17 protein-coding genes are annotated in these 19,985 nt (G+C 64.8%); 11 read left to right on the top strand and 6 right to left on the bottom strand.

Annotated elements, in window-relative coordinates:
- Positions 1 to 339: 339 nt before the first annotated feature.
- Entirely contained in the window at positions 340 to 1,755 is a 1,416-nt protein-coding gene (locus HYR72_09300; GenBank protein MBI1815161.1) for an RHS repeat-associated core domain-containing protein, read from the bottom strand.
- Here HYR72_09300 and HYR72_09295 point away from each other — a divergent pair.
- Positions 1,667 to 2,089: a putative toxin-antitoxin system toxin component, PIN family gene (locus HYR72_09295; protein ID MBI1815160.1), complete on the top strand. Its 423-nt coding sequence runs from the start codon at positions 1,667 to 1,669 to the stop codon at positions 2,087 to 2,089. The two genes, HYR72_09300 and HYR72_09295, sit on opposite strands and share 89 nt — an antisense overlap.
- A 118-nt stretch (positions 2,090 to 2,207) precedes the next feature.
- On the opposite strand, the gene HYR72_09290 is transcribed toward HYR72_09295, so the two are convergent.
- Positions 2,208 to 3,371 (bottom strand): beta-lactamase family protein, encoded by a 1,164-nt coding sequence (locus HYR72_09290; protein MBI1815159.1) that lies wholly within the window; start codon positions 3,369 to 3,371, stop codon positions 2,208 to 2,210.
- A 151-nt stretch (positions 3,372 to 3,522) separates the two neighbouring features.
- Between HYR72_09290 and HYR72_09285 the strand changes: the two genes are divergently transcribed.
- The 5 genes from HYR72_09285 (at position 3,523) to HYR72_09265 (ending at position 8,092) form a co-directional block, all read left to right on the top strand.
- Complete coding sequence (locus HYR72_09285) at positions 3,523 to 3,888, top strand: EthD domain-containing protein (GenBank protein MBI1815158.1); 366 nt, start codon at positions 3,523 to 3,525, stop codon at positions 3,886 to 3,888.
- Positions 3,889 to 3,890: 2 nt separating this feature from the next.
- On the top strand, positions 3,891 to 5,327 hold the full coding sequence (gene glgA / locus HYR72_09280; protein MBI1815157.1) for a glycogen synthase GlgA: 1,437 nt from the start codon (positions 3,891 to 3,893) through the stop codon (positions 5,325 to 5,327).
- Positions 5,324 to 5,935, top strand: a complete 612-nt coding sequence (locus HYR72_09275) for a histidine phosphatase family protein (GenBank protein ID MBI1815156.1) — start codon at positions 5,324 to 5,326, stop codon at positions 5,933 to 5,935. The genes glgA and HYR72_09275 overlap by 4 nt, the downstream gene beginning before the upstream one ends.
- A 2-nt stretch (positions 5,936 to 5,937) precedes the next feature.
- Positions 5,938 to 6,717 carry a glutathione S-transferase family protein gene (locus HYR72_09270; GenBank protein ID MBI1815155.1) on the top strand — a complete coding sequence of 260 codons (780 nt, stop codon included), beginning with the start codon at positions 5,938 to 5,940 and terminating at the stop codon, positions 6,715 to 6,717.
- A gap of 67 nt (positions 6,718 to 6,784) precedes the next feature.
- Positions 6,785 to 8,092 carry an amidohydrolase gene (locus tag HYR72_09265; protein ID MBI1815154.1) on the top strand — a complete coding sequence of 436 codons (1,308 nt, stop codon included), beginning with the start codon at positions 6,785 to 6,787 and terminating at the stop codon, positions 8,090 to 8,092.
- Here HYR72_09265 and HYR72_09260 read toward each other — a convergent pair.
- The 4 genes from HYR72_09260 to HYR72_09245 form a co-directional block, all read right to left on the bottom strand.
- The gene (locus tag HYR72_09260) at positions 8,071 to 9,006 is read right to left on the bottom strand and encodes a COX15/CtaA family protein (GenBank protein ID MBI1815153.1); all 936 of its coding nucleotides are present in this window, start codon (positions 9,004 to 9,006) and stop codon (positions 8,071 to 8,073) included. The genes HYR72_09265 and HYR72_09260 overlap by 22 nt on opposite strands.
- A gap of 13 nt (positions 9,007 to 9,019) precedes the next feature.
- The gene (locus HYR72_09255; GenBank protein MBI1815152.1) at positions 9,020 to 9,496 is read right to left on the bottom strand and encodes a YbhB/YbcL family Raf kinase inhibitor-like protein; all 477 of its coding nucleotides are present in this window, start codon (positions 9,494 to 9,496) and stop codon (positions 9,020 to 9,022) included.
- A 281-nt stretch (positions 9,497 to 9,777) separates the two neighbouring features.
- Positions 9,778 to 10,800, bottom strand: coding sequence for a histone deacetylase (locus HYR72_09250; GenBank protein MBI1815151.1), 1,023 nt, complete (start codon positions 10,798 to 10,800; stop codon positions 9,778 to 9,780).
- Positions 10,801 to 10,903: 103 nt separating this feature from the next.
- Positions 10,904 to 13,504: a zinc carboxypeptidase gene (locus HYR72_09245; GenBank protein MBI1815150.1), complete on the bottom strand. Its 2,601-nt coding sequence runs from the start codon at positions 13,502 to 13,504 to the stop codon at positions 10,904 to 10,906.
- A 139-nt stretch (positions 13,505 to 13,643) separates the two neighbouring features.
- On the opposite strand from HYR72_09245, the gene HYR72_09240 reads away from it, so the two are divergent.
- The 5 genes from HYR72_09240 (at position 13,644) to HYR72_09220 (ending at position 19,920) form a co-directional block, all read left to right on the top strand.
- A complete protein-coding gene (locus HYR72_09240) occupies positions 13,644 to 14,741 on the top strand; it encodes an MlaE family lipid ABC transporter permease subunit (GenBank protein ID MBI1815149.1) in 1,098 nt (365 codons plus the stop codon).
- The gene (locus HYR72_09235) at positions 14,738 to 15,547 is read left to right on the top strand and encodes an ATP-binding cassette domain-containing protein (GenBank protein ID MBI1815148.1); all 810 of its coding nucleotides are present in this window, start codon (positions 14,738 to 14,740) and stop codon (positions 15,545 to 15,547) included. The genes HYR72_09240 and HYR72_09235 overlap by 4 nt, the downstream gene beginning before the upstream one ends.
- Complete coding sequence (locus HYR72_09230) at positions 15,544 to 16,566, top strand: MCE family protein (GenBank protein ID MBI1815147.1); 1,023 nt, start codon at positions 15,544 to 15,546, stop codon at positions 16,564 to 16,566. The genes HYR72_09235 and HYR72_09230 overlap by 4 nt, the downstream gene beginning before the upstream one ends.
- Positions 16,567 to 17,184, top strand: coding sequence for a membrane integrity-associated transporter subunit PqiC (locus HYR72_09225; GenBank protein ID MBI1815146.1), 618 nt, complete (start codon positions 16,567 to 16,569; stop codon positions 17,182 to 17,184).
- Between the two features lie 120 nt (positions 17,185 to 17,304).
- Complete coding sequence (locus HYR72_09220; protein MBI1815145.1) at positions 17,305 to 19,920, top strand: PAS domain S-box protein; 2,616 nt, start codon at positions 17,305 to 17,307, stop codon at positions 19,918 to 19,920.
- Positions 19,921 to 19,985: the final 65 nt, after the last annotated feature.

Below are 19,985 nucleotides of genomic sequence, written 5' to 3'. Positions count from 1 at the left end.
AGCCAACACTCAAGCCTGATCCTGTGGCAGCTTCCGAAGTTGGTTGACACGATTCTCCGAGCCGGATGATTGCGCTCCCTGGTCGCCATGCTTCGTCGAGCGATACGTTTTGACCTTTGTCCTGAACATTAGTCGGCCGCAGTACTGGCATACCTGCGACTGCCCATCGACGATGAATTCCTTGTTTCCACATTCTCTGCTGCAGACCGCGTAGGCAATAGGAAGATCTCGAGGGAACACGACGCTACGAACTCGGGGGTATCTATCCAATGGATACGCGCTGAACCTTTTTTTTCTCATAGGGTCCCCTTTGTTCTGTCGTTCCGTGCCTAACCCCAGCTACGGAAGCGCCGGAATCAGAAATGGTACGAGTATCCACCATGGAAATTTCCCTGGTGCAGGGACGGTCCACTCACCGGCGTCATCCGAAAACTCAAGGTCCTCGCTTCCCGGTAGCAAGTTACCCTTTTCATCCCAACGGTTGTCGCTACTCTCATCGTCCCAGTGTCCACCTTGAGGACCTTGGCCCCGGTCGACGCCAGCGCCGTGAGATCGGTCGTCCCAGGTCACTCGCCTCCCGCGCGGACACTCCCAGTATCCATCGGGATTCCACCCTGGCTTCTTGCCCCCGATGTTTTCCGGAAGGCTTGGCCACCGTACCGGAGGAGTTTTCCCCGGCTTGCGTTCAAGCCCGCTCGGGTCCTGCCAATTCAGCGGATCGTCGATTACGTAGCCGTACAGATTCGCATCCCCGCCCCCGAACCCAATCGGGTCTTTCGCTGTCCACCTGCCCGTCTCGGCGTCGTAGTCGCGGGCGCCGAAGCGAACGAGCTTGGTGTCGCGGTCGTAGAGACCACCGGCGAAGCCGAACGGTTGGAGGCCGGGGTTGGTGTCGCTCAGTACATTGCCGAACTCGTCGTAGTCCATCTGCTGCGCGATGCTGCCGTCGGACACGTTGACGACCAGCCGCGGGCTGCCGAGATGATCGCTCACGATGCGATACGTCACGCCGCCCTTCACCAGGTAGTCGGGCACGTTGCCCTTGCTGCCGTAGACGAAGCGGCTCACCACGCTGCCGTCGGCATCGAGCTCGGCGATCGGGTTGAGGTGGTTCTGATACAGCACGGAGTACGAGGTTGTTGGAGCCTGCCCTGAACTTGTCGAAGGGGTGCTAGGCTGTTGGCTGCTAGGGTCGGAAATCGTCTCGGCCTTTGCGGTGATTCGTCCGCGGTTGTCGCGCAGAGCGCATTGCACACGGAAGAGCGCGCTGCTGGCGCTGGAGCTGTCGGTCTCGCCGAAGGCGTTGCGGGTGTTCGGGTTCGTCCCCGCGGGCGTGGTGTCGGTCGGCCCGCTCTGGTACAAGCGGTGCCCACGCAGGGGCGGAGGTAACGTATGATTGCCCTCACAATCGGCAATGATGGTTCGATCAAGCTGCCAACCGAGATTCGCCGCCACTTCCCACGCACCAGTCAACTGGTCGTGTGGACCGACGGCGATGTGATCGTGCTGAAGCGCCTGCAACCCTTGAAACCCTCCGAGATTGTCGCCCGAGCTCCCGCCAAGGGGCCGTCGCTGGCAGAAATCGACACCGAGGTGCAGCGGGTGCGCACCGCCAAACGCCGGCGTCGTGGCTAGCGAGCTCGTCGTACTCGACACCAACGTCAGCGTGTCGGCGCTGCTGTGGTCCGGCCTTCCCCATCGCCTGCTGCGCCGTGCCGAGGTCGGCGCGCTGCGACTGGTGGTGAGCCCATCGATGCTCGACGAGTTGCGCGATGTCTTGGCGCGCCCCAAGTTCACCGCTCGCCTGGCAGGGCTGCACACGTCGGCAGGCGAGGTACTGGAAGCGTACGCGGCAGTCACCACCATCATCGCGGAGCCACCGTGCGTGCCGGTGATCGCGGCCGATCCCGACGATGATCGCGTCCTGGCCTGTGCGCTCGCAGCGAGTGCGACGTGGATCATCTCGGGCGATCCGCACCTCCTTGCGCTCCAACAATATCGGGGCACTCGCATCGTCACCCCACGGCAATTCTGGGCCACGACCGCTCGCCGTCGCCAATCGCTTCGCAAACATCGCGAGCGTCGGTGACGCCGTTGGCGTCGCAGGTGCACGCGGTTGTCGCCGCCAGCCCATTGACGAAAGCGCCAGCCGGGGACGTTCGTGAGCTGCCTGGCACCGTGCTCCGCCTCGTTCCGCCCAGCGCGGTCTACTGCAGCGCTTCGTAAACTTCGAAGATCAAACCGAACCCGCGCGCGTCGCCGGCGAGGCCTTGCTGCATCTGATTCATCACGTAGGCAAACCCGAGGCGGGCGTCGGGGTCGGCAAACGCGACCGATCCGCCGGCGCCGGGATGTCCGAATGCGCGTGGGTTAGGACCAAACGGAATCATTGGCTGGGTGAGAAAGAAGCCGAGGCCGAAGCGCGTTTGTAGCGGTGCGAGCACGGCGTCGGTGCCGAACGCCTGCTCGGTGTTGGCGCGCGTGATCGCCTCCGTGCTGAGGATGTGAACCCCATCGAGGTCGCCGCCACACGCGAGCGTACCGTAGACGCGGGCTAACCCGCGCGCATCGCCGTGGCCGTTGGCTGCCGGGATTTCCGCCGCGCGCCACGCGCGGGTGTTGACCTTGGCTGCGCCGAGCGGCGGATTGCCGAACACCTTCGCCGTCAATGATTCCGGCTTCTCGGTGACGGCGGCGAACAAATTGGGCGCGCCCTTCGGTGGCGGCGGCGCCGCAATCATTTCGGCGCAGCGCGTGTCGTGCCGCTCGTCCAAACCGATGTGAAAGTCAACGCCCAATGGTTTCGCGACTTCGTCGCGGAAGTAGGTGCCGAGTGAGCGGCCATCGATACGGCGCACCAGTTCACCGACGAGATAGCCGAAGGTCAGTGCGTGATAGCCGTGCTGCGTGCCGGGCTCCCACCACGGCTGCTGCGCGGCGAGCGCCGCGGTCATGAAGTTCCAATCGTAGAGCTTCTCCGCTGGAATGCGCGTCGAGATCGCCGCGAGGCCGGCTTGGTGCGAGAGCAGATAGCGCACCGGCAGCGTCGCCTTGCCGGCCTGCGCGAAATCCGGCCAGTACTGCGCAACCGGCGCGTCCAGATCCAGCTTCCCGGCTTCGATCAAACGATTCGCGCAGATCGCCGTCATCCCCTTGGTCGTGGAGTAGACGTTGACGATGGTGTCGCGTTGCCACGGCCGCGTGCGCGCGGCGTCGGCGTATCCACCCCACAGATCGACTACGGGTCGCCCATCGAGCGTGACGGCGAGCGCCGCGCCAACTTCCCCGTTGGCAAAGTTCCGTTCGAACGCCTCGCGCACCCGCGTGAAGCGCGGCTCGTATTCCCCTTCGACTCGCCCCTCGTTCGCCATCGCTACTCCTGACTCGCGGCGGGTCTTAGCGCGGCCGCGAGCGAAGCGCCACACCATGAGCGGGTCGTCTTGCCGAGTGCGTTGCAACCGCGACGAAGGATCAATAGAAGAGAGTAGCCCTTATCCATCGCTCACCGTACGGAGAGACGTCATGATCCACCTCGTGTTCTGCTTGCGGCGCATGCCGCACCTGACCCGCGAAGAGTTTCAACGTTATTGGCGCGAGACTCATGCGCCGCTGGTGCGCCAACACGCCACGGCACTGGGGATTCGGCGCTACGTGCAGGCGCACGCGATCGATCATCCGGTCGCGGCCGGCGCGCAGGCCAGCCGCGGGGCGCCGGAACCGTACGATGGAGTCGCGGAGTTGTGGTTCGATGGTGAGGCGTTGCTACGCGCAACGCACACGCCCGCTGGTGCCGAAGCGGGTCGCGCCCTGCTCGAAGACGAGCGCCGCTTCATCGATCTGTCGCACTCTCCAATTTTCTTCACCGAAGACTACGAGGTGATTTCGTAGCCATGCGCGTGCTGATGGCCGCATCGGAGGCGGTGCCGCTGGCGAAGACCGGCGGACTCGCCGACGTGATCGGGGCGTTGCCCGCGGTGCTAACGACACTGGGGGTCGAGGTGAGCGTGGTGCTGCCGGCCTACCGAGCGATCGATCGCGACAAGTTCCCGCTGCGGCCGACCGGATGGTCGGTGAGCGTGCCGATCTCCAGCCGCACGATTGAGACCGCCGTGCTCACCACCGAACTGCCGAGTGGCGTGCAGGTCTATCTGCCAGGCGCGGATGCGTATTTCGATCGCGACGAGTTGTACGGTACACCGGCCGGCGACTTCAGCGACAACGCCGAGCGCTTCGCGTTCTTCGCGCGCGCCGTGCTCGCGATCGCCGAACGCCTGGGGCCGCCGCAAATCCTCCATTGTCACGATTGGCAGACCGCGCTGGTGCCGGCATTTCTGCGCGCTGACGCCGCGCGCTACCCAACCCTCGCTGCAGTGAAGACCGTGCTCACCATCCACAATCTCGCCTACCAGGGCGTGTTCTGGGGCGAGGATTGGCATTTGCTGAATCTCGACCGGCGCTACTTCAATCCCGAGCAGATCGAGTTTTACAACCAGATCAACTACCTCAAAGGTGGCATCGTGTTCGCCGATGCCGTCACGACCGTGAGTCGCACGTACGCGGAAGAGATCCAGACGCCGGCATTCGGCCATCGACTCGACGGGGTGCTGCGTGCGCGCCACGCGGTGCTCACCGGGATTCTCAACGGGGTGGACTACGACGAGTGGAATCCCGCGACCGATCCGCACATCGCCGCACGTTACTCGGCTGGCAGTTTCGCCGGCAAAGCGCGCTGCAAGGCGGACCTGCAGAGCGTCTTCGGCCTGCCGGTCGATGCGAAGCTGCCGCTGTTCGGCATCGTCTCGCGCCTGGCGGATCAGAAGGGGTTCGATCTGTTGGCCGCGACACTACCGCGCTTGCTGGCGCAGCCGGTGCAACTCGTCGTGCTCGGCACCGGCGACGTTCGCTACCAGGCGGTGCTCAGTGAGCTGGCGGATCGATTCGCCGATCGCGTTGCGGTGCGGTTCACCTTCGACAACGCCCTGGCGCACAAGATCGAGGCGGGCGCCGATTTCTTCCTCATGCCGTCGCGCTACGAGCCGTGCGGGCTCAATCAGATCTACAGCCTCCGCTACGGGACCATTCCAATCGTGCACGCGACCGGTGGATTGCAGGACACGATCACGCAGTTCGACGGCGAGCAGGGTAACGGGTTCAAGTTTCGCGAGTACACGCCGGCGGCGCTGCTCGATTGCATCAACTCGGCGCTCGTCTACTATCGGCGTCCGGCGAAATGGCGCCTGGTGCGGCGCAATGCGATGGCCGCCGATTTTTCGTGGCAGCGCAGCGCGCAGCAGTATGTGGAGTTGTACGAGAGGTTAGTCGCGTGATTGGAGTAAACGACACCAACATTGGGCGCTTGATCTTGGTGCGCCACGGCGAGAGCGAGGGCAACCGCGATCGCCGCTTCACGCACAGCACCGAGGTGCCGTTGACCGAACGTGGCCGCGAGCAAGCTCGTACTGTGGCGGCCACGATCCGCAAACGGTTCGCGCCGGCGTGCGTCGTTGCGAGCCCGTTTGCTCGTGCGCGCGAGACCGGCGAGATCATCGCCGCCGCGCTGGCTCTGCCGCTGGAGATCGAGCCCGATGTATGCGAGCAACACCTCGGCGCGTTGATGGGCCAGCCGTACGATACCGTGCGCGACGATCCGAGCTTCGATCCGACGCGTCGCTGGGAGTGGCGGCCGCCGGGCGGTGAGTCGCTGCTCGAAGTGCAGGCGCGCGTCGGGCCAGTGCTCGATCGGCTCGCGAGATCTCAGAGCGGCGGCGACGTGGTTGTCGTCGCGCATGCCGGTGTGCTGATGGCGGCGTGGGCGTACGTTGCGCGCTCGTGGGACGCGGCGCCGGTTGCGCCGGCAATTCCCAACGCCGGCATCGTCTTGGTGGAACACAACAATGGCGCGTACCGGCTACCGGTACGCATTGAGGAGGCCTGATCATGATCCAAGTGTTCGAACATCCGCTATCGCCGTACGCGCAGAAGGTGAAACTCGCGCTGTACGAGAAGAACGTCCCATTCGAGTCGGTGCTGCCCAACATTCTCGCCGGCGGCGACGCCGCCTTCGCGGCGGCGAATCCGCGCTTGGAAGTCCCGGCGCTGGTGGATGGCGATGTGAAGGTCTTCGATTCGACCATTATCCTCGAATACATCGAGGACAAGTGGCCGAAGCCGGCGATGCTGCCGGCCGCTGCAGCCGACCGTGCGCGGGTGCGCATGCTCGAAGAACTGTGCGACACCTACTACGAAGCGATCAATTGGGCGCTGGCCGAGATCCGCGTGTTCGAACGCGCCACCGGCGCGCTCGCCGATCAGTTGGTCGCGCGGGCGGGCCGGCAGATCGCCGGCATTAATGCGCGCTTGGAACGCGAGTTGGGCAATCGGCCGTACTTCAACGGCGAGCAGTTCGGGTGGGGCGATCTGTCGGTGTGGCCGTACGTGACCGGCGCGACCGGCAACGGCTTTCCGCCGGCGGCGGGTTCGGCGCTGGCGCGCTGGCACGAACGCACGAGCGCGCGCGACAGCGCGCAGAAGTGTACCGCCGCGGTGATGGAGATCCTGCCGACGTTTCAAGATCTCAAGCCGATCATCGATTCGGGGGCCTTCGTGCGCGAGTACCGCGACCATCGCCTCGAATGGATGATGCGCAGCGGTGGTGCGCAGATCGTCCTCGACGGCATGGCGAAGAAGAACATCCGCTTCTCGGTCGAGTTCAGCTGAGATTCCTCTTGATCAAACGATTGACCTGCTTTAGATGAGAGGGGCGACAGCGCGGGAGGACGCAGCGATGAAAGCCGACGATCTCATTCTAGTCAGCGTGGACGATCACGTGGTCGAACCGGCGAACATGTTCGCCCAGCACCTGCCGGCGCAGTACAAAGCCCAGGGCCCGCGGGTTGTGCGCAAGAAGGACGGCAGCGACGTCTGGGTGTGGCAGGGCGAGCAGATTCCCAACATCGGCCTCAACGCCGTCGTCGGGCGGCCGCCGGAAGAGTACGGCATGGAGCCGACGTCGTTTGATCAGCTCCGCCCCGGTACCTACAACATCCACGAGCGTATCCACGACATGAACGTGAACGGCGTGCTCGCCTCGATGTGCTTCCCGTCGTTTCCCGGTTTGTGTGGCGCGCTGTTCTTTCGTCAAGCGGATCGCAACCTGTCGCACGTGGTGCTGCAAGCCTACAATGACTGGCACATCGATGAGTGGTGCGGCACCTATCCCGGCCGCTTCATCCCGCTCGCGTTGCTGCCGTTCTGGGATCCGCAGTTGATGGCCGCCGAAGTGCGGCGTGTGGCGAAGAAAGGCTGCCACGCGGTCAGCTTCACCGAGAGCCCCGACGCTCTCGGCTTGCCGAGCTTCCACAATCCGCACTGGGATCCGTTCTGGAAGGCGTGTGCGGAGGAAGGCACGGTCATCTGCATCCACATCGGCTCGGGGGCTGGGATGAAGTTTTCATCGATGGATGCGCCGGTCGACGTGATGATCACGGTGCAACCGATCGCGTGCGTCAACGCCGCGGCGGATTTGCTGTGGTCGCGCGTGCTGAAGGATTTTCCCGGCATCAAGATCGCGATGTCGGAAGGCGGCATCGGTTGGATTCCGTACTTCCTCGAACGCGCCGACTACGTCCACGAACATCATCACAAGTGGACGCACCAAGACTTTCGCGGCAAGAAGCCGAGCGAAGTGTGGCGCGAACACGTCATCACGTGTTTCATCGACGATCCCGTCGGAGTGAAGAACCGACACGGGGTTGGCGTCGACACGATGACTTGGGAGTGCGACTACCCACACTCCGACACCACGTGGCCACACTCGCCGGAAATTCTGATGCGTAGTTGCGACGGCGTGTCGGATGCCGAGATCAACAAGATCACGCACGAGAACGCGCTGCGGTTTTTCATGGCGGACCCGTTCAAGCACCGGCCGAAGGCGAAGTGCACGGTGAAGGCGTTGCGCGCCGAGTCGCCCAACGTCGATCTGTCGGTGAAGTCGCAAGGCGGCAAGCCGCCGATTGCCGGCGAACTGCGGCCGGTCACCACGCAAGACGTGATGGCGCAGCTCGCGACAGTTTACAGCACGGTTCCCGAGTGAACCGGCGACTCCGCTGCAAGCGCACTCGCCGCGAACAGGACCAGCACGATCCAAATCAGATCCGACACCAGCAAGTGAAAGATCTGGACGGCGATCGGTGCCAGCAACGACACGTTGAGAACGCCGACGACGATCTGCGCCAAGTAGAGCCAGACGAGTCCACGCGCGAGCATTGCGCTGATCGCGGTGCGCCGAGCCGTTGTCACTGTTAGCGTGGCAAACAGTACGCACAGACCGACGGCGATGGCGAGCGCTGGATGCCACACCCGCAGCCGAACGAAGAGATGCGCCGTGCTGGAGAACGTCTGCGCCTCTGCCTCGGCCAAGCTGGCCGCGGGAAACAGCGTATCGCCGAGCGCGGTCACCGCGCCGCTCACGCCGAGGACCAGCGTTCCCAGCAGCGCGATCGTGAGCATGACCAGCACGCCGCCTTGCGCGCGCAGTCGCACCGCGCCTCCGCCCGATGCCCACCACGCGGTCAGCGTGAGCGACCCGACGAGCAGAAACGTGTTCATCAAATGCCCGGCGACCCAGAAGCCGCGCGCCAGGGACGCGTTGTGCGCGACGTATTCCAGTAGGACGAGTCCCGCGCCGATGAGCGCCTCGCTGACGATGAAGAATCCGGAGAGCGCCGCACCGAGTCGTACCGGATGGCGGCGTGGAAACCCGCGCCACGCGCCGATGACGAGGGCGGCGATCAACACCAACGCGACGCCGCTGCTGAGCCGATGCCCGAACTCGATCAGCGTCGCGATCGCCGGGCTGCGCGGGACTACTTCGCCGTTGCACAACGGCCAGTGACTGCCACACCCCGCGCCCGATCCGCTCGCGCGCACAAACGCGCCCCACAGGATCACCAGCACGTTGAACGCGAGCGTGATCCACGCCAGCTTGGCGTACCGCGACAACCCCATCGTCTCGCTGTCGCTACTGCGCGTGCTGGTAGGTTCCGACCAACTCGGCGCGCGCGACGACATGGCCCTTCATCGCCGCCTCGAGCTGCGCCTTGGTCGCTGTGTCCAAACCGCCTAGCACGGTGTCGAGCGCGTAGAGTTTGTGGAAGTACCGATGCCGGCCGATTGGCGGGCAGGGACCACCGTAGCCGGTGCGCTTCCAATCGTTGAGACCTTGCTTCGTTCCCACGGGCAGATCGTTCGCGGTCACACCTTGCGGCAGTCCGCTAGCCGATGCCGGGATGTTGTACAGGACCCAGTGCACCCAGGTCATCTTTGGCGCGGCTGGATCCGGCGCATCGGGATCGTCGACGATGAGTGCGAGGCTGCGTGCACCCGCCGGCACGCCGCTCCAGGTCAATGACGGCGAGACATCGTTGCCGTCGCAGGTGTGAATCCGCGGAATCTCTCCGCCGTTGGTGAACGCGGAAGACGTGAGCGAGAGAGCCATATCTGCCTCCTGGGGATCGGTAGCGGTAGCTGCATGCGTCGTAAGGCCGACGACCAGCGTCAGGATTGCAAGCCGCGTACGACAGCGGGTTACGGTCATGGGGCTTTGCACAAGAAATCCCGGCAGTGAATTCGTCATACCGGCGAAAGCCGGTATCCATGGGGGCATGGGGCTTGAGCCTGGATTCCGGCTTTCGCCGGAATGACGCGTGGAGATATCGCTCCATTTCTGAGGTAAAGCGCGGTCACGGGCACCTCCGACGAGTCATCAACCAAGGCGACTCACCACTTCCAGTACCGCCCTTGAATTTTGCGAACGTGTTCCAGGATCGCCGTCGCGCGGCTGGCTGGGGCCGAATGGATCTCGCCACCACCAGCGCCGAGTTCGTCCAGTACCGTGGCGGAGGAGTTGCGGATGGCGGTGAGATCGTAACCACCTTCGAGGATCGCCGCGCAGCGCCCCTTGGCGTAGCGGCGGGCGATATCAAGGAGCGAGCGAGTCATCAGATCGAAGCCGGCCTCAGTGACCGCCAAGCCGCCGAGCGGATCGCGTGCGTGCGCATCGAAGCCGGCGGAAATCAGCACGAACTCTGGTTCGAACTGGTGTGCGATCGGTTCGATCACGGTGGTGAACGCCTCGGCGAACTCGGCGTCAGCGCAGCCGGCAGGGAAGGGGATATTCACCGTGAAGCCTTCACCCTCGCTGCGACCGCACTCGTCCATCGCGCCGGTGCCGGGATAAAATGGATACTGGTGCGTGGAGACGTAGAGGACACCCGGATCGCGCTCGAACATATGCTGCGTGCCGTTGCCGTGATGCAGATCCCAATCCATCACCAGCACGCGCGACAGACCGTGGACGCGGCGCAGGTACTCGGCCCCGATGGCGACGTTGTTGAATATGCAGAAACCCATCGCCCGCGTGCGCTCGGCGTGATGCCCCGGCGGACGGACGAAGGCGAAACCGTTGTGTACGCTGCCGGCCATGATCGCATCGAGCAGCGCGAGAAATCCACCCGCCGCCAGACAGGCGGTCTGGTACGATTGCGGCGACACCGGCGTATCGGCATCGAAGGCGAAGTGGGCGAGGTGTTGGGTCTTGGCGACGTCCTCCACGAACGCGCCGTCGTGTACCAGCGCCAGCTCCTCGCCGGTGGCCGCGCGCGGCGCGATCGCGTGAAATCGGTCGCGCTGTTCGCCGAGCATCTGCAACAACACGGCGATGCGCTCACGCCGTTCGGGATGGCCGCGGCCGGTGTCGTGATCGAGGTAGCGCGGATCGACAACGATCCCGGTCTCCGTCATGCCGACCTTCTACCAAAGCGGATAGATTGTCTCCAGTTCGTCGCGGACTGCTTGCGCAGCGGAAATCCGAAGCCACTATCTGGAACCGGCTGAACGCCGGCGGCTACAGTGGCGTCCGCGTGCGCGTCGGGCGCCGGGTTGAGGTTGGTGTAGCGCTCGGCGTGCGGGTGGCCGTTGATGTGCGGGTGCGCGTGGCGGTTGGCGTTCGGGTCGGGCGGCGCGTCCACGTCGGGGTGAGTGTGATGGTCGGGCGGCGCGTGCGCGTCGCCGTACGCGTCGGTGACGCGCTCCGCGTCCGCGTTGGCGTCCGTGTCGGTGTGGGGACACGTGTAGTCGTCGCCGTCGCGCTGGGTAGTGGACCGAGGCTCACGCTCGTTGGCAAGAGGTGCTGCAGGTCGGATCCGCTCTCGTCATCCAACCAGTGGTCGCTGCCGAACCCGTAGTTGGCGATCGTGGCGGGTTGCGCGTCGAGCGCTGAACCTACGCCGTCTTGCACCCGCACCGCGAGTTGCCACGGCAGCGTACCGTCGCCGTAGGCGGGGATGTCGACTTCGCCGATCCAGGTATTGTTGGTATCGTTGCCGAGCGTCGTCTGCCAGCCTTCGCCGGGAGCAACAACCGTTGCCGTTACTTCGTTGAACGGAGCAATACGGCCAAGGGTCACTTGCGGTGAACTACCCGCAGGCATCGGCTTCGAGAAATGCAGGGTCAGACGCAAACGGCCCGGTTGCAATTGGCCGGCAAGGTTCGCTACCGACAACGTGCGGCCGTTCACCGCGTCACTCCATCCGGCTTGATAGACGACCGCGTCGAACGCCGCGCCGGCGCTCTGCTGGCGCGCTTCCACATCCACGAGGTACGGTGGGCCGACACTCCAATCGAGCAGCGCACGTGCGCCGTTCCAGCTCTCGCGATTGATCGGATCAATTTGGTTCTCCGGCACGTAGAAGCAGCACGACGCCGGGCGTAACTCCCACACGAAGGCAGCGACCGTATGATCAACACCGTAGGCGTGATCGACCGAGGTGCCCGTCGCGATGTACAGGCCTACCCCCGGCTCGGGTGTGTAGTGAACGCCATTGGTCGCTGAAAGACGCTGCGCCAGCATTGCACCCAATTGCGCCTGCGTATTCGCATCCGCCGACGGACTCGTGCCAAAATCCCACGGATAGAGGACGAGCTGGCTGTAGTTGTGGAAGTCGACGCGGGAGATGAAATTGTGCGCCGGGTTCGCGGTCAGTGCAGCGATCGCTTGCACTTCCAATTCCGACAGCGGACTCGGGCCGCGATAGAGTTGGAAGTCGCCGGGGTCATCGCTGGCGCCCTGATCGTCGAACGTCGTCGGGCACGGGCGATCGCTCGCGAGGCGCCACATGAAGTTGTAGTTGCGATTGAGGTCGACCCCGACACCGCTGCCGCAGCTCGCGGTCCTGATCGGTCGCCGATTCTTGCGCCAGTACCGGACGCTATCGCCGGCCGAATTCGCCGAGCGCTGGCTGTAGGCGAGGCCGTCGGGATTGACGATCGGCACGATCCAGATCTCGGCATGATCGACGAAGTACCGAACGCTGTCGTCGGTCGCGTAGTCATCGAGCAACCGATGCGCGAAATACATCGGCGGCTCGACCGAGATCCACTCGCGCGCATGGTGGCAGCCGGTGAAGAGCACGTCGGGCTTGTTCGGATCGTCGACCGTCACGTCACGGCTGATCTTGAGCGCCCAGATCTCGCGGCCTTCATACGTCGGCCCCAGGCTGCTCAGCGATGCGATACCGGGATAGCGCGCAGCGAGATCCTGCAGTTCCGCCGCCACTTCCGCGTACGAATGAAACTGCCCGTCGAGGCTGGCCGCGCTGCCAATCGTCAATGCTGATCCTTCCAGCTCCGGGAAGAACCGGCGCCCGGCGGTGTCGAACCGGTCGACCGGCAACATGGCGACGATACGCAACCCATGCTGGCGGTATCGCTGTCGCAGATAGATGTGCCGGTGGTGTCGTGGAACGATGTCGAGGTAGGCGAGATAGCGGTCGTTGCGGGCGACGACGTTCTCGTGGTCCGCGAGGAGGTACTGCGCCGCATCGACAGGGCCGGCAGCGAGATCGAACACGAGAATGCGCGCCCGATGGTCGTTCGCCGCCGCGTTCGATTGATAGTGCGGCATGATTCGCACCGCAGTCGCGGCGCCTCTGCGCTGCGCGTGCTGCCACTCGCTCACGGAATTGAACAACACATCTCCCGCAATACCAGCAGCAGCCAAACGCTCGTACGCCGCCGGTGACAGCGCCACCACGACGTGATCGCCATCGGTGTGCCACAGCGTCAGATTGAGCGGACCGCCCTGTTCTTCGAGCGCTTGTTGCACGCGCGCCAACTGCGCCCGCGAAGTCGCCAGGCGCACGACGCGTGCAATCCGTTCGCGGCGCGTGAGCCGATCCCGCACGGCCGCGAAGCGCCGCAGTAGCTCAGGCCGGCGCGCGCCGTCAGTCGTCGCGAGCGCGTGCTCCCACACGTCCAATGTACCGGGTGCGTCACTCGCGACCAGCGCATCGAGCGCCTGGGTGAACGTTGCGTCCGTTCGATTGCCCAGTTGCTCCTTCAACGTCGCCAGGCGGTTCGCCCGCAGCCGCTCGTCGGCGACGTACGATTGCGCGAAGACGCCCGGCGCAATCGACAGCGCCAGGACGAGAAGCCAAATTGACCGCATCGCCGGAGAACTCACAGCGGCCATTGTAGGGGCAACGATGGCTCGGGTAAACCGATTTCCCGATGGCATCCAATGTTTCGGGCGCGTGCTCCGCGCCGCGTCCTGTGCTACGCAAGCGCCGGGATGCGACGCGAGTCTCATGGCTAGCGAGGCGGGGGCTGACGAAGCGGCGGTGGCGGCGCCCGCGGAAGTGCGGACGATGGCCGGCGCCAAGCGCTTGCTCGCGCAAGGGCACGCCGAACTGACGCAGCGGCACGGACTCGCTGTGGACCTGCGTGACTGCGCCACCATCGGCTCTAACGGTGCCGCCGCCCTCTTGAGTCTGAAGACCGTCGCCGAGCAGGCCGGGCTCAGCTTCTCACTGCGCGGCGTGTCACCCGCCCAACTCGAAGAACTCAGCCATCTGCCGGCACCTCACATGCACGGCGAAGGCGCCGAACACCATTCCTCGTTGTTCGTGTTCCTCGGTTCGATTGCCGAAGACGTGGCCGAGCAGTGCGTCGACTTCATCTCTCTCATTGCGGATACGGCGTACTGGAGCGCCTGCCGATTGCTGCGGCGGGGACCGTGGCGTCCCGGGCAATTCGTGCGGGAATCGATCGCGATCGGCAACGAAGGCTTGCCGATCGTCGCCGTCGTATCGCTCCTGGTCGGACTGGTCACCGCCTTTCAAGCCGCCGATCAGTTGCGCCAGTTCGGCGCCAGCATCTTCATCGCGAATCTGGTCGGCCTCGGCGTGCTGCGTGAGATGGGACCGCTGATCACCGCGATCCTGATCGCCGGCCGCAGCGGTTCGGCAATGGCCGCCGAGCTCGGCACCATGGCGGTCGAGGAAGAAATCGACGCGTTGCGCGTGATGGGCATCGACCCGGTGCCGTATCTCGTCGTGCCGAAGGCGTTTGCCACGGTGGTTGGCGTACCGGCGCTGACCATGCTCGCCAACTGCTTCGGCGTGCTCGGCGGCTTCCTGATTGCGGTCGGCTACCTCGATCTCTCGCCCGATGCGTTCTACGCCCAACTCACCAGCGCGCTGGTGCCGTGGGACTTGATGACGGGCATGATTAAGAGCGTGCTGTTCGCTATCGTGATCGTCAGCGTCGGCTGCCACTTCGGCTTGCGCTTGCGCGGCGGCGCCGAGGACGTGGGCCGCGCGGCCACCAACGCAGTGGTGGCGTCGTTGTTCCTCATCATCTTGGTCGACGGCATCTACGTGACAATCGAGACGCTCGTGAGATGACGAAGGAAGCACTGATCGAAGCCGAGAACGTGGTCGTCGAATTCGGCGAACACCGCGTGTTGCACGGCTTGACGCTGACGATCCACGCCGGCGAAGTGGTCTGCCTGATTGGCGGCAGCGGCAGCGGAAAAACCACCAGCTTGCGCGCCATGCTCGGACTAGTGACGCCGACCCGCGGCACGATCCGGGTCTTGGGCGTCGATCTCATGCACGCCGACGAGGCCGAGCGGACAAAAGTGGCGCGGCAGATGGGAATGCTGTTCCAGCACAGCGCGCTGCTGGGCGGGCTCACCACCGAAGAGAACGTGGCGTTGCCGCTGACGCAGCGTGGCGATCTGACGCCCGACATGATCCGTAGCTTGGCGCGCACGCGCCTCGCGCAGGTCGGCCTCGGCGATGCCGTCACCAACTATCCGCGCGAACTCTCCGGCGGCATGCAGAAGCGCGCCGCGTTGGCGCGCGCGGTGGTCCACGAACCACGGTTGGTGTTCTGCGACGAGCCGTCGTCGGGCCTCGATCCGGCCACCGTGGTGGCGATCGACGAACTGATGGTGCGGCTGCGCGACGACATCGGCGCCGCGCTCGTCGTCGTCACGCACCATCCCGCCAGCGTCAAGCGCATCGCCGATCGGGTCGTCTTGCTGCGCAACGGCACCGTCGCAGCCGACGGCAGCGTCGCCGCGGTGCGCGCGCTCGGCGATCCGTGGATCGACGGGTTCTTCAGCGAAGATGTCGCGCCGCCAAGCCACGGCTTGAACATGGCGGAAGCGTTGGGCCTGGTGGCGGCGCGTGGAGCGGCCGCATGAGAACGCGCGCGCAGACCGCTCGACTCGGCCTCTTCATCGCCATCGCCTTCGGCTTGCTGCTGATCGCCTTGGTGATCATCTCGGGCCGGGCATTTCTCCAGCAGCGCGACTATTACACGACGGTCTTCAGCGAAACCGTATCGGGGCTCGAAGTCGGCGCCGCGGTGAAGATGCTCGGCGTGCGCGTCGGGCGCATCGACTCCTTCCGCGTGCGCACCGACGGCGTCGACAAGGTCGCGGTCGAACTCAGCCTCGATCACGGCACGCCCATTCGAAAGAACGCGCGCGCCTCACTGTCGGGATCGGGCATCACCGGGTTGATGTTTGTCGAGATCACCGGCGGCACTGCTGACGCCGAACTCGTCCCGCCGGGCGGCGAGATTCCCGGTGGATCTTCCGTGCTCAGTACGATCACCGGCAAGGCCGAAGACATCGCGCTCAAGGCCGATGAAGTACTCAACCGCATCCTCAACCTCACCGAGGCGAAGAGCGTCGGCAATCTCAAACAATCGCTCGAAAACATCGAGTCGGCGACCGGCAAGCTCAAGGACGTGCTCGAAAACCTCGACACTGCGATGCCGGCATTCGTCAAAGCCAGCGAGCGGCTCAACCCGCTGATGACAGATCTCGGCGATGCGGCGGTCGCGATCCGCAATGCCAGTGGCGCGGTGACGTCGGTGGCCGGCGACACTCACAAGGTGGTCGTCAACCTGCAAACGCTCACCCGCGCGGACGGCCCGATTCAGACCGCTGTCGATCAGCTTGGCCGCACGCTGCAGACGGCCAATACGATGTTGGGTGGCGAGCATGCCGAGCAGATGTCGGCGGAAGTCCGCACGGCGCTGCGCAGCTTCACCGACACGATGAATCAACTCACGTTGGTACTCAGCGCGTCGGGCCAGGATGTGCGGCGCATCTCGAATAGCTTGCGGGCGACGGCGGAGAATCTCGAAGAATTTGCCCGCGCCATTCGCGAGAATCCGTCACTGTTGATTCGTCCCACCGAGCAGGAGGAATAGATGAGGCGCGCGCTGCGGGGAGTGAGCGGGCTCGTGATCGTGCTGGTCGGGTGCAGCTTGAGTGCGCCGCAGGTCCGCTACTTCGAGATCCGACCAACCGCAGCAGCGAAGAAGGAGGGGGCGCAACTGCCGTCGATCCTGGTGCCCGACTTCAGTTGCATCGCGGCATACGATCATCTGCGCTTGGTGATCCGCAAGTCACCGGTGGAAGTCGTCTCGAGTCGCAACTTGCAATGGACCACGACACCCGGGCGCATGCTGGCGCAGGGCTTGCGCTCCCGCCTCGAAGCCACCGGCCGCTTCGAAACCGTGCGGCGCGAGGCCAACCCGCGGCCGCCGTACGTCATCGAAGCCTTGGTGCAAACCATCGAGTTAAGCACCGAGCAAGCGGCGACCGCGCGTTTGGCGCTGCACCTCAATGTGCGGCGCAGCGCCGACGGCTCCGTGATCGGCGAGGAATTCGTCGATGAGAGCCGCACGGTGACTGGGCGCGACCAGGCCGATGGCATTCTGGCCTTGCGCGACCTCTACTCGCAGATCCTCGACGGCGTCAGCGACAATATTATTGCGGTGATCGAACGGGACCTGCAGCGGCCGGCTGCGCATGCCGAGCGCTAGCCCGGCCACTAGCCCAATGATAGTCCGTACCGAGCAACCGTAATCTATGTTACGCTCGCCAGCGTGACGGCCAGGAACGCGGAAGAACCTGAGCCCGCGCCCCTCGCGTCGCGGGAGCTGTTGGCTGAACGCGCACGGATCGTGTTCGGCATCATTTTGGTGTCCAATCTGGTCTTCGCGTTTGCCAACGCGGCGTTTCGCGAGCCGGATATTCCCGCTCTCTATCTGTTGAAGGCAGGGCAAATCGCCGTCGTCACCGGGGCGTGGCTGGCGCTACGACGACGGGTCGCGGCTGGCCACGCGGTCACCGTATTGGTTCTCAGTCTGAGCGCGATCGCTGTGCTCACCGCCGCGTCGGGAGCGATGTCGCATGACGTCGCCATCTACCGCCTGCTCAGCATCGGCGCGATGATGACGACAGCGGCGGTCCTCCCGTGGGGATGGCGTGCGCAACTCGAGTTGGTCTTTGTGGCGGCGCTCGCCGCGCTGGGTAACCTGTGGCTGGTGAACGGCACCGTCGCATCGCTGGTGGACTACTCCGGCATCGCCATGATCGTCACTTTCGGTGCATCGGTCTACGTCTCATTCGCGTTCGAACAGCAGCGCATGGCATTGGCCCGAAACGAGGCCGCGCGCGCCGGCAACCAGCGGCTGTTTCGGTCGCTGATCGAACACGTCACCGATGTCATCGCCACCCTCGGTATCGATGGTACGATTCGCTATGTCAGTCCGTCGATCGAGCCGATGCTCGGCTACCGTCCTGACGCACTGGTGGGCCGCAGTGCGCTTGATTTCATCCCCGCGGACGAAGTGGCGCGGGCGAGGACCGCACTGGCGGCGGTGTTGGCGCAGCCCAGGGTTCCAAGGCAGATCGAGCTGCGGATGCAGCATGCGGACGGCTCGCGGCGCGCGCTCGAAGGGATGGCGCAACTGCTCGTCGACGTTCCGGATGGTCCTTGGGTGGTCGCGAATCTCCGCGACCTCACCGCGCGCAAGCGCGCCGAGCAGAAGACGGTCGTGCTGCTGGACGTGGCCAAGACTGTCGCGGCGACACTCGATCGTCGCGAACTGCTCGACCGGGTGCACACCCTGACCTCGGCCGCGCTGTCGTGTGATGCGGCGGCAACCTTCTATCTGGATACCCAGCGCAATGTCTTCCGGATGATCGCCCAACGCGGCATTCTTCCCGAGCACCTGCCGCTTGCGGAGGAGATGGAATTTCCGCCCGGCGTGCCGTTCGGCGGTCGCGTGACTCGCGGTGAGACGCTGGTGCTCAACGGCGACTTGCCGGACGATCTGCGCGTCCGCTTTCCCCGTATCAGCGCGCTCATCGCGGCGCCGTTGATGGTGCGCGGGCGCCACCTTGGCGTGTTCCTCGCCATCGATCGAACCATCGGCCGGCGCTTCGATGCCGAAGATGCTGATCTGTGCGGCGGCATCGCGCAACAGCTCGCGGTCGCGATGGAAGGAGCCGATCTCTTCGCAGCGCAGCGCGAGGAAGCGGAAGTTGCCGGCGCGCTGGCGGGCATCGGCCAAGAACTCATCGCGGCGCTCGATACGCCGGTACTCCTGGATCGACTGTGTCGCCTCACCGCTGAAGCGCTCGGCTGCGATTGTTGCTACGTGAATCTCAAACACCCAGACCAGCCCCTTTTCATCCCGACCGCGCACTATGGCGATGCGCCGGAACAATGGGAGACGCTGCGGTTGGTGCGCCTGCCGGAAGTGGCGATAGCCGCCATTCACGCGCAATTGCGCAGCGACGGCATGATCGAGTTCGCCTCGAACGACGCCGGACCCGACCACCTCGCCGCGCAGTTGCCCGCGCAAGCCGGGCTCACGCAGAACCTGCTGCAGGCGCTGCGGCGCGGTGACGAAACCATCGGCTTTCTCCACGCCGCCTATCGCGGCCGCACTGAGCCATTCACCGCGCGACAGCATCGCATCGCTCGGGGCATTGCGCACATCGCGTCGTTGGCATTGGAGAACGCGCGCCTGGTGGAAGAATTGGACCGGGCGAATCGCTTCAAGTCGGACTTCCTCGCCAGCATGTCGCACGAACTGCGCAGCCCGCTGAACGTCATCATCGGCTACGGGACGCTGTTGATCGAGCAGGCGTTTGGTCCGCTCAGCGGCGAACAAGTCGAAACCATTCAACGGCTCGACAAGAGCGCGCGCGAGCTGCTCGACCTGGTGAGTGCGACACTCGATCTCAGCCGCTTCGACGCTCAGAACGTGCCGCTGGCGCTCGGCACGGTCGACATCGCGGCCCTCGCCGACGAGTTGGCGCGCGAGAGTCAGGTGCCGCCCGACAAGCCGTCGCTGCGGTTGCAATGGGATGTCGCCAGCGGTCTGCCGGTCCTGTACACCGATGCGCTCAAGCTCAAGATGGTGCTGAAAAACTTGATCGGCAACGCGCTCAAGTTCACCGAACAAGGGACCGTGTGGGTCCGCGCTGGGGCGCTCGCCGATGGCGTCGCCTTCGAAGTGAGCGATACCGGCATCGGCATTCCGCCAGCAGCACGCGAGCACATCTTCGAGCCGTTTCGCCAGGCGGACGGGGCAACGAATGGGCGCTATGGCGGCGCCGGGTTGGGCTTGTACATCGTCCGCCGGTTGCTCACCGCGCTGGGCGGCACCATCGAGGTCGAGAGTGAGGTCGGGCGCGGCTCGACGTTTCGCGTCTCGTTGCCCGCAACCGCCCGCGACGCTGCGGATGATCGGGGGCCGATATGACGCCGCGACTATGGGTGGCTCCCGACTGACTCCAGGGCCGCCGACGTGTATAAGCTGCACGCTCA

The sequence above is a fragment of the Deltaproteobacteria bacterium genome, assembly GCA_016178705.1.
Taxonomy (GTDB): domain Bacteria; phylum Desulfobacterota; class Binatia; order HRBIN30; family JACQVA1; genus JACOST01.
This window is presented reverse-complemented; position numbering and strand designations above follow the sequence as displayed.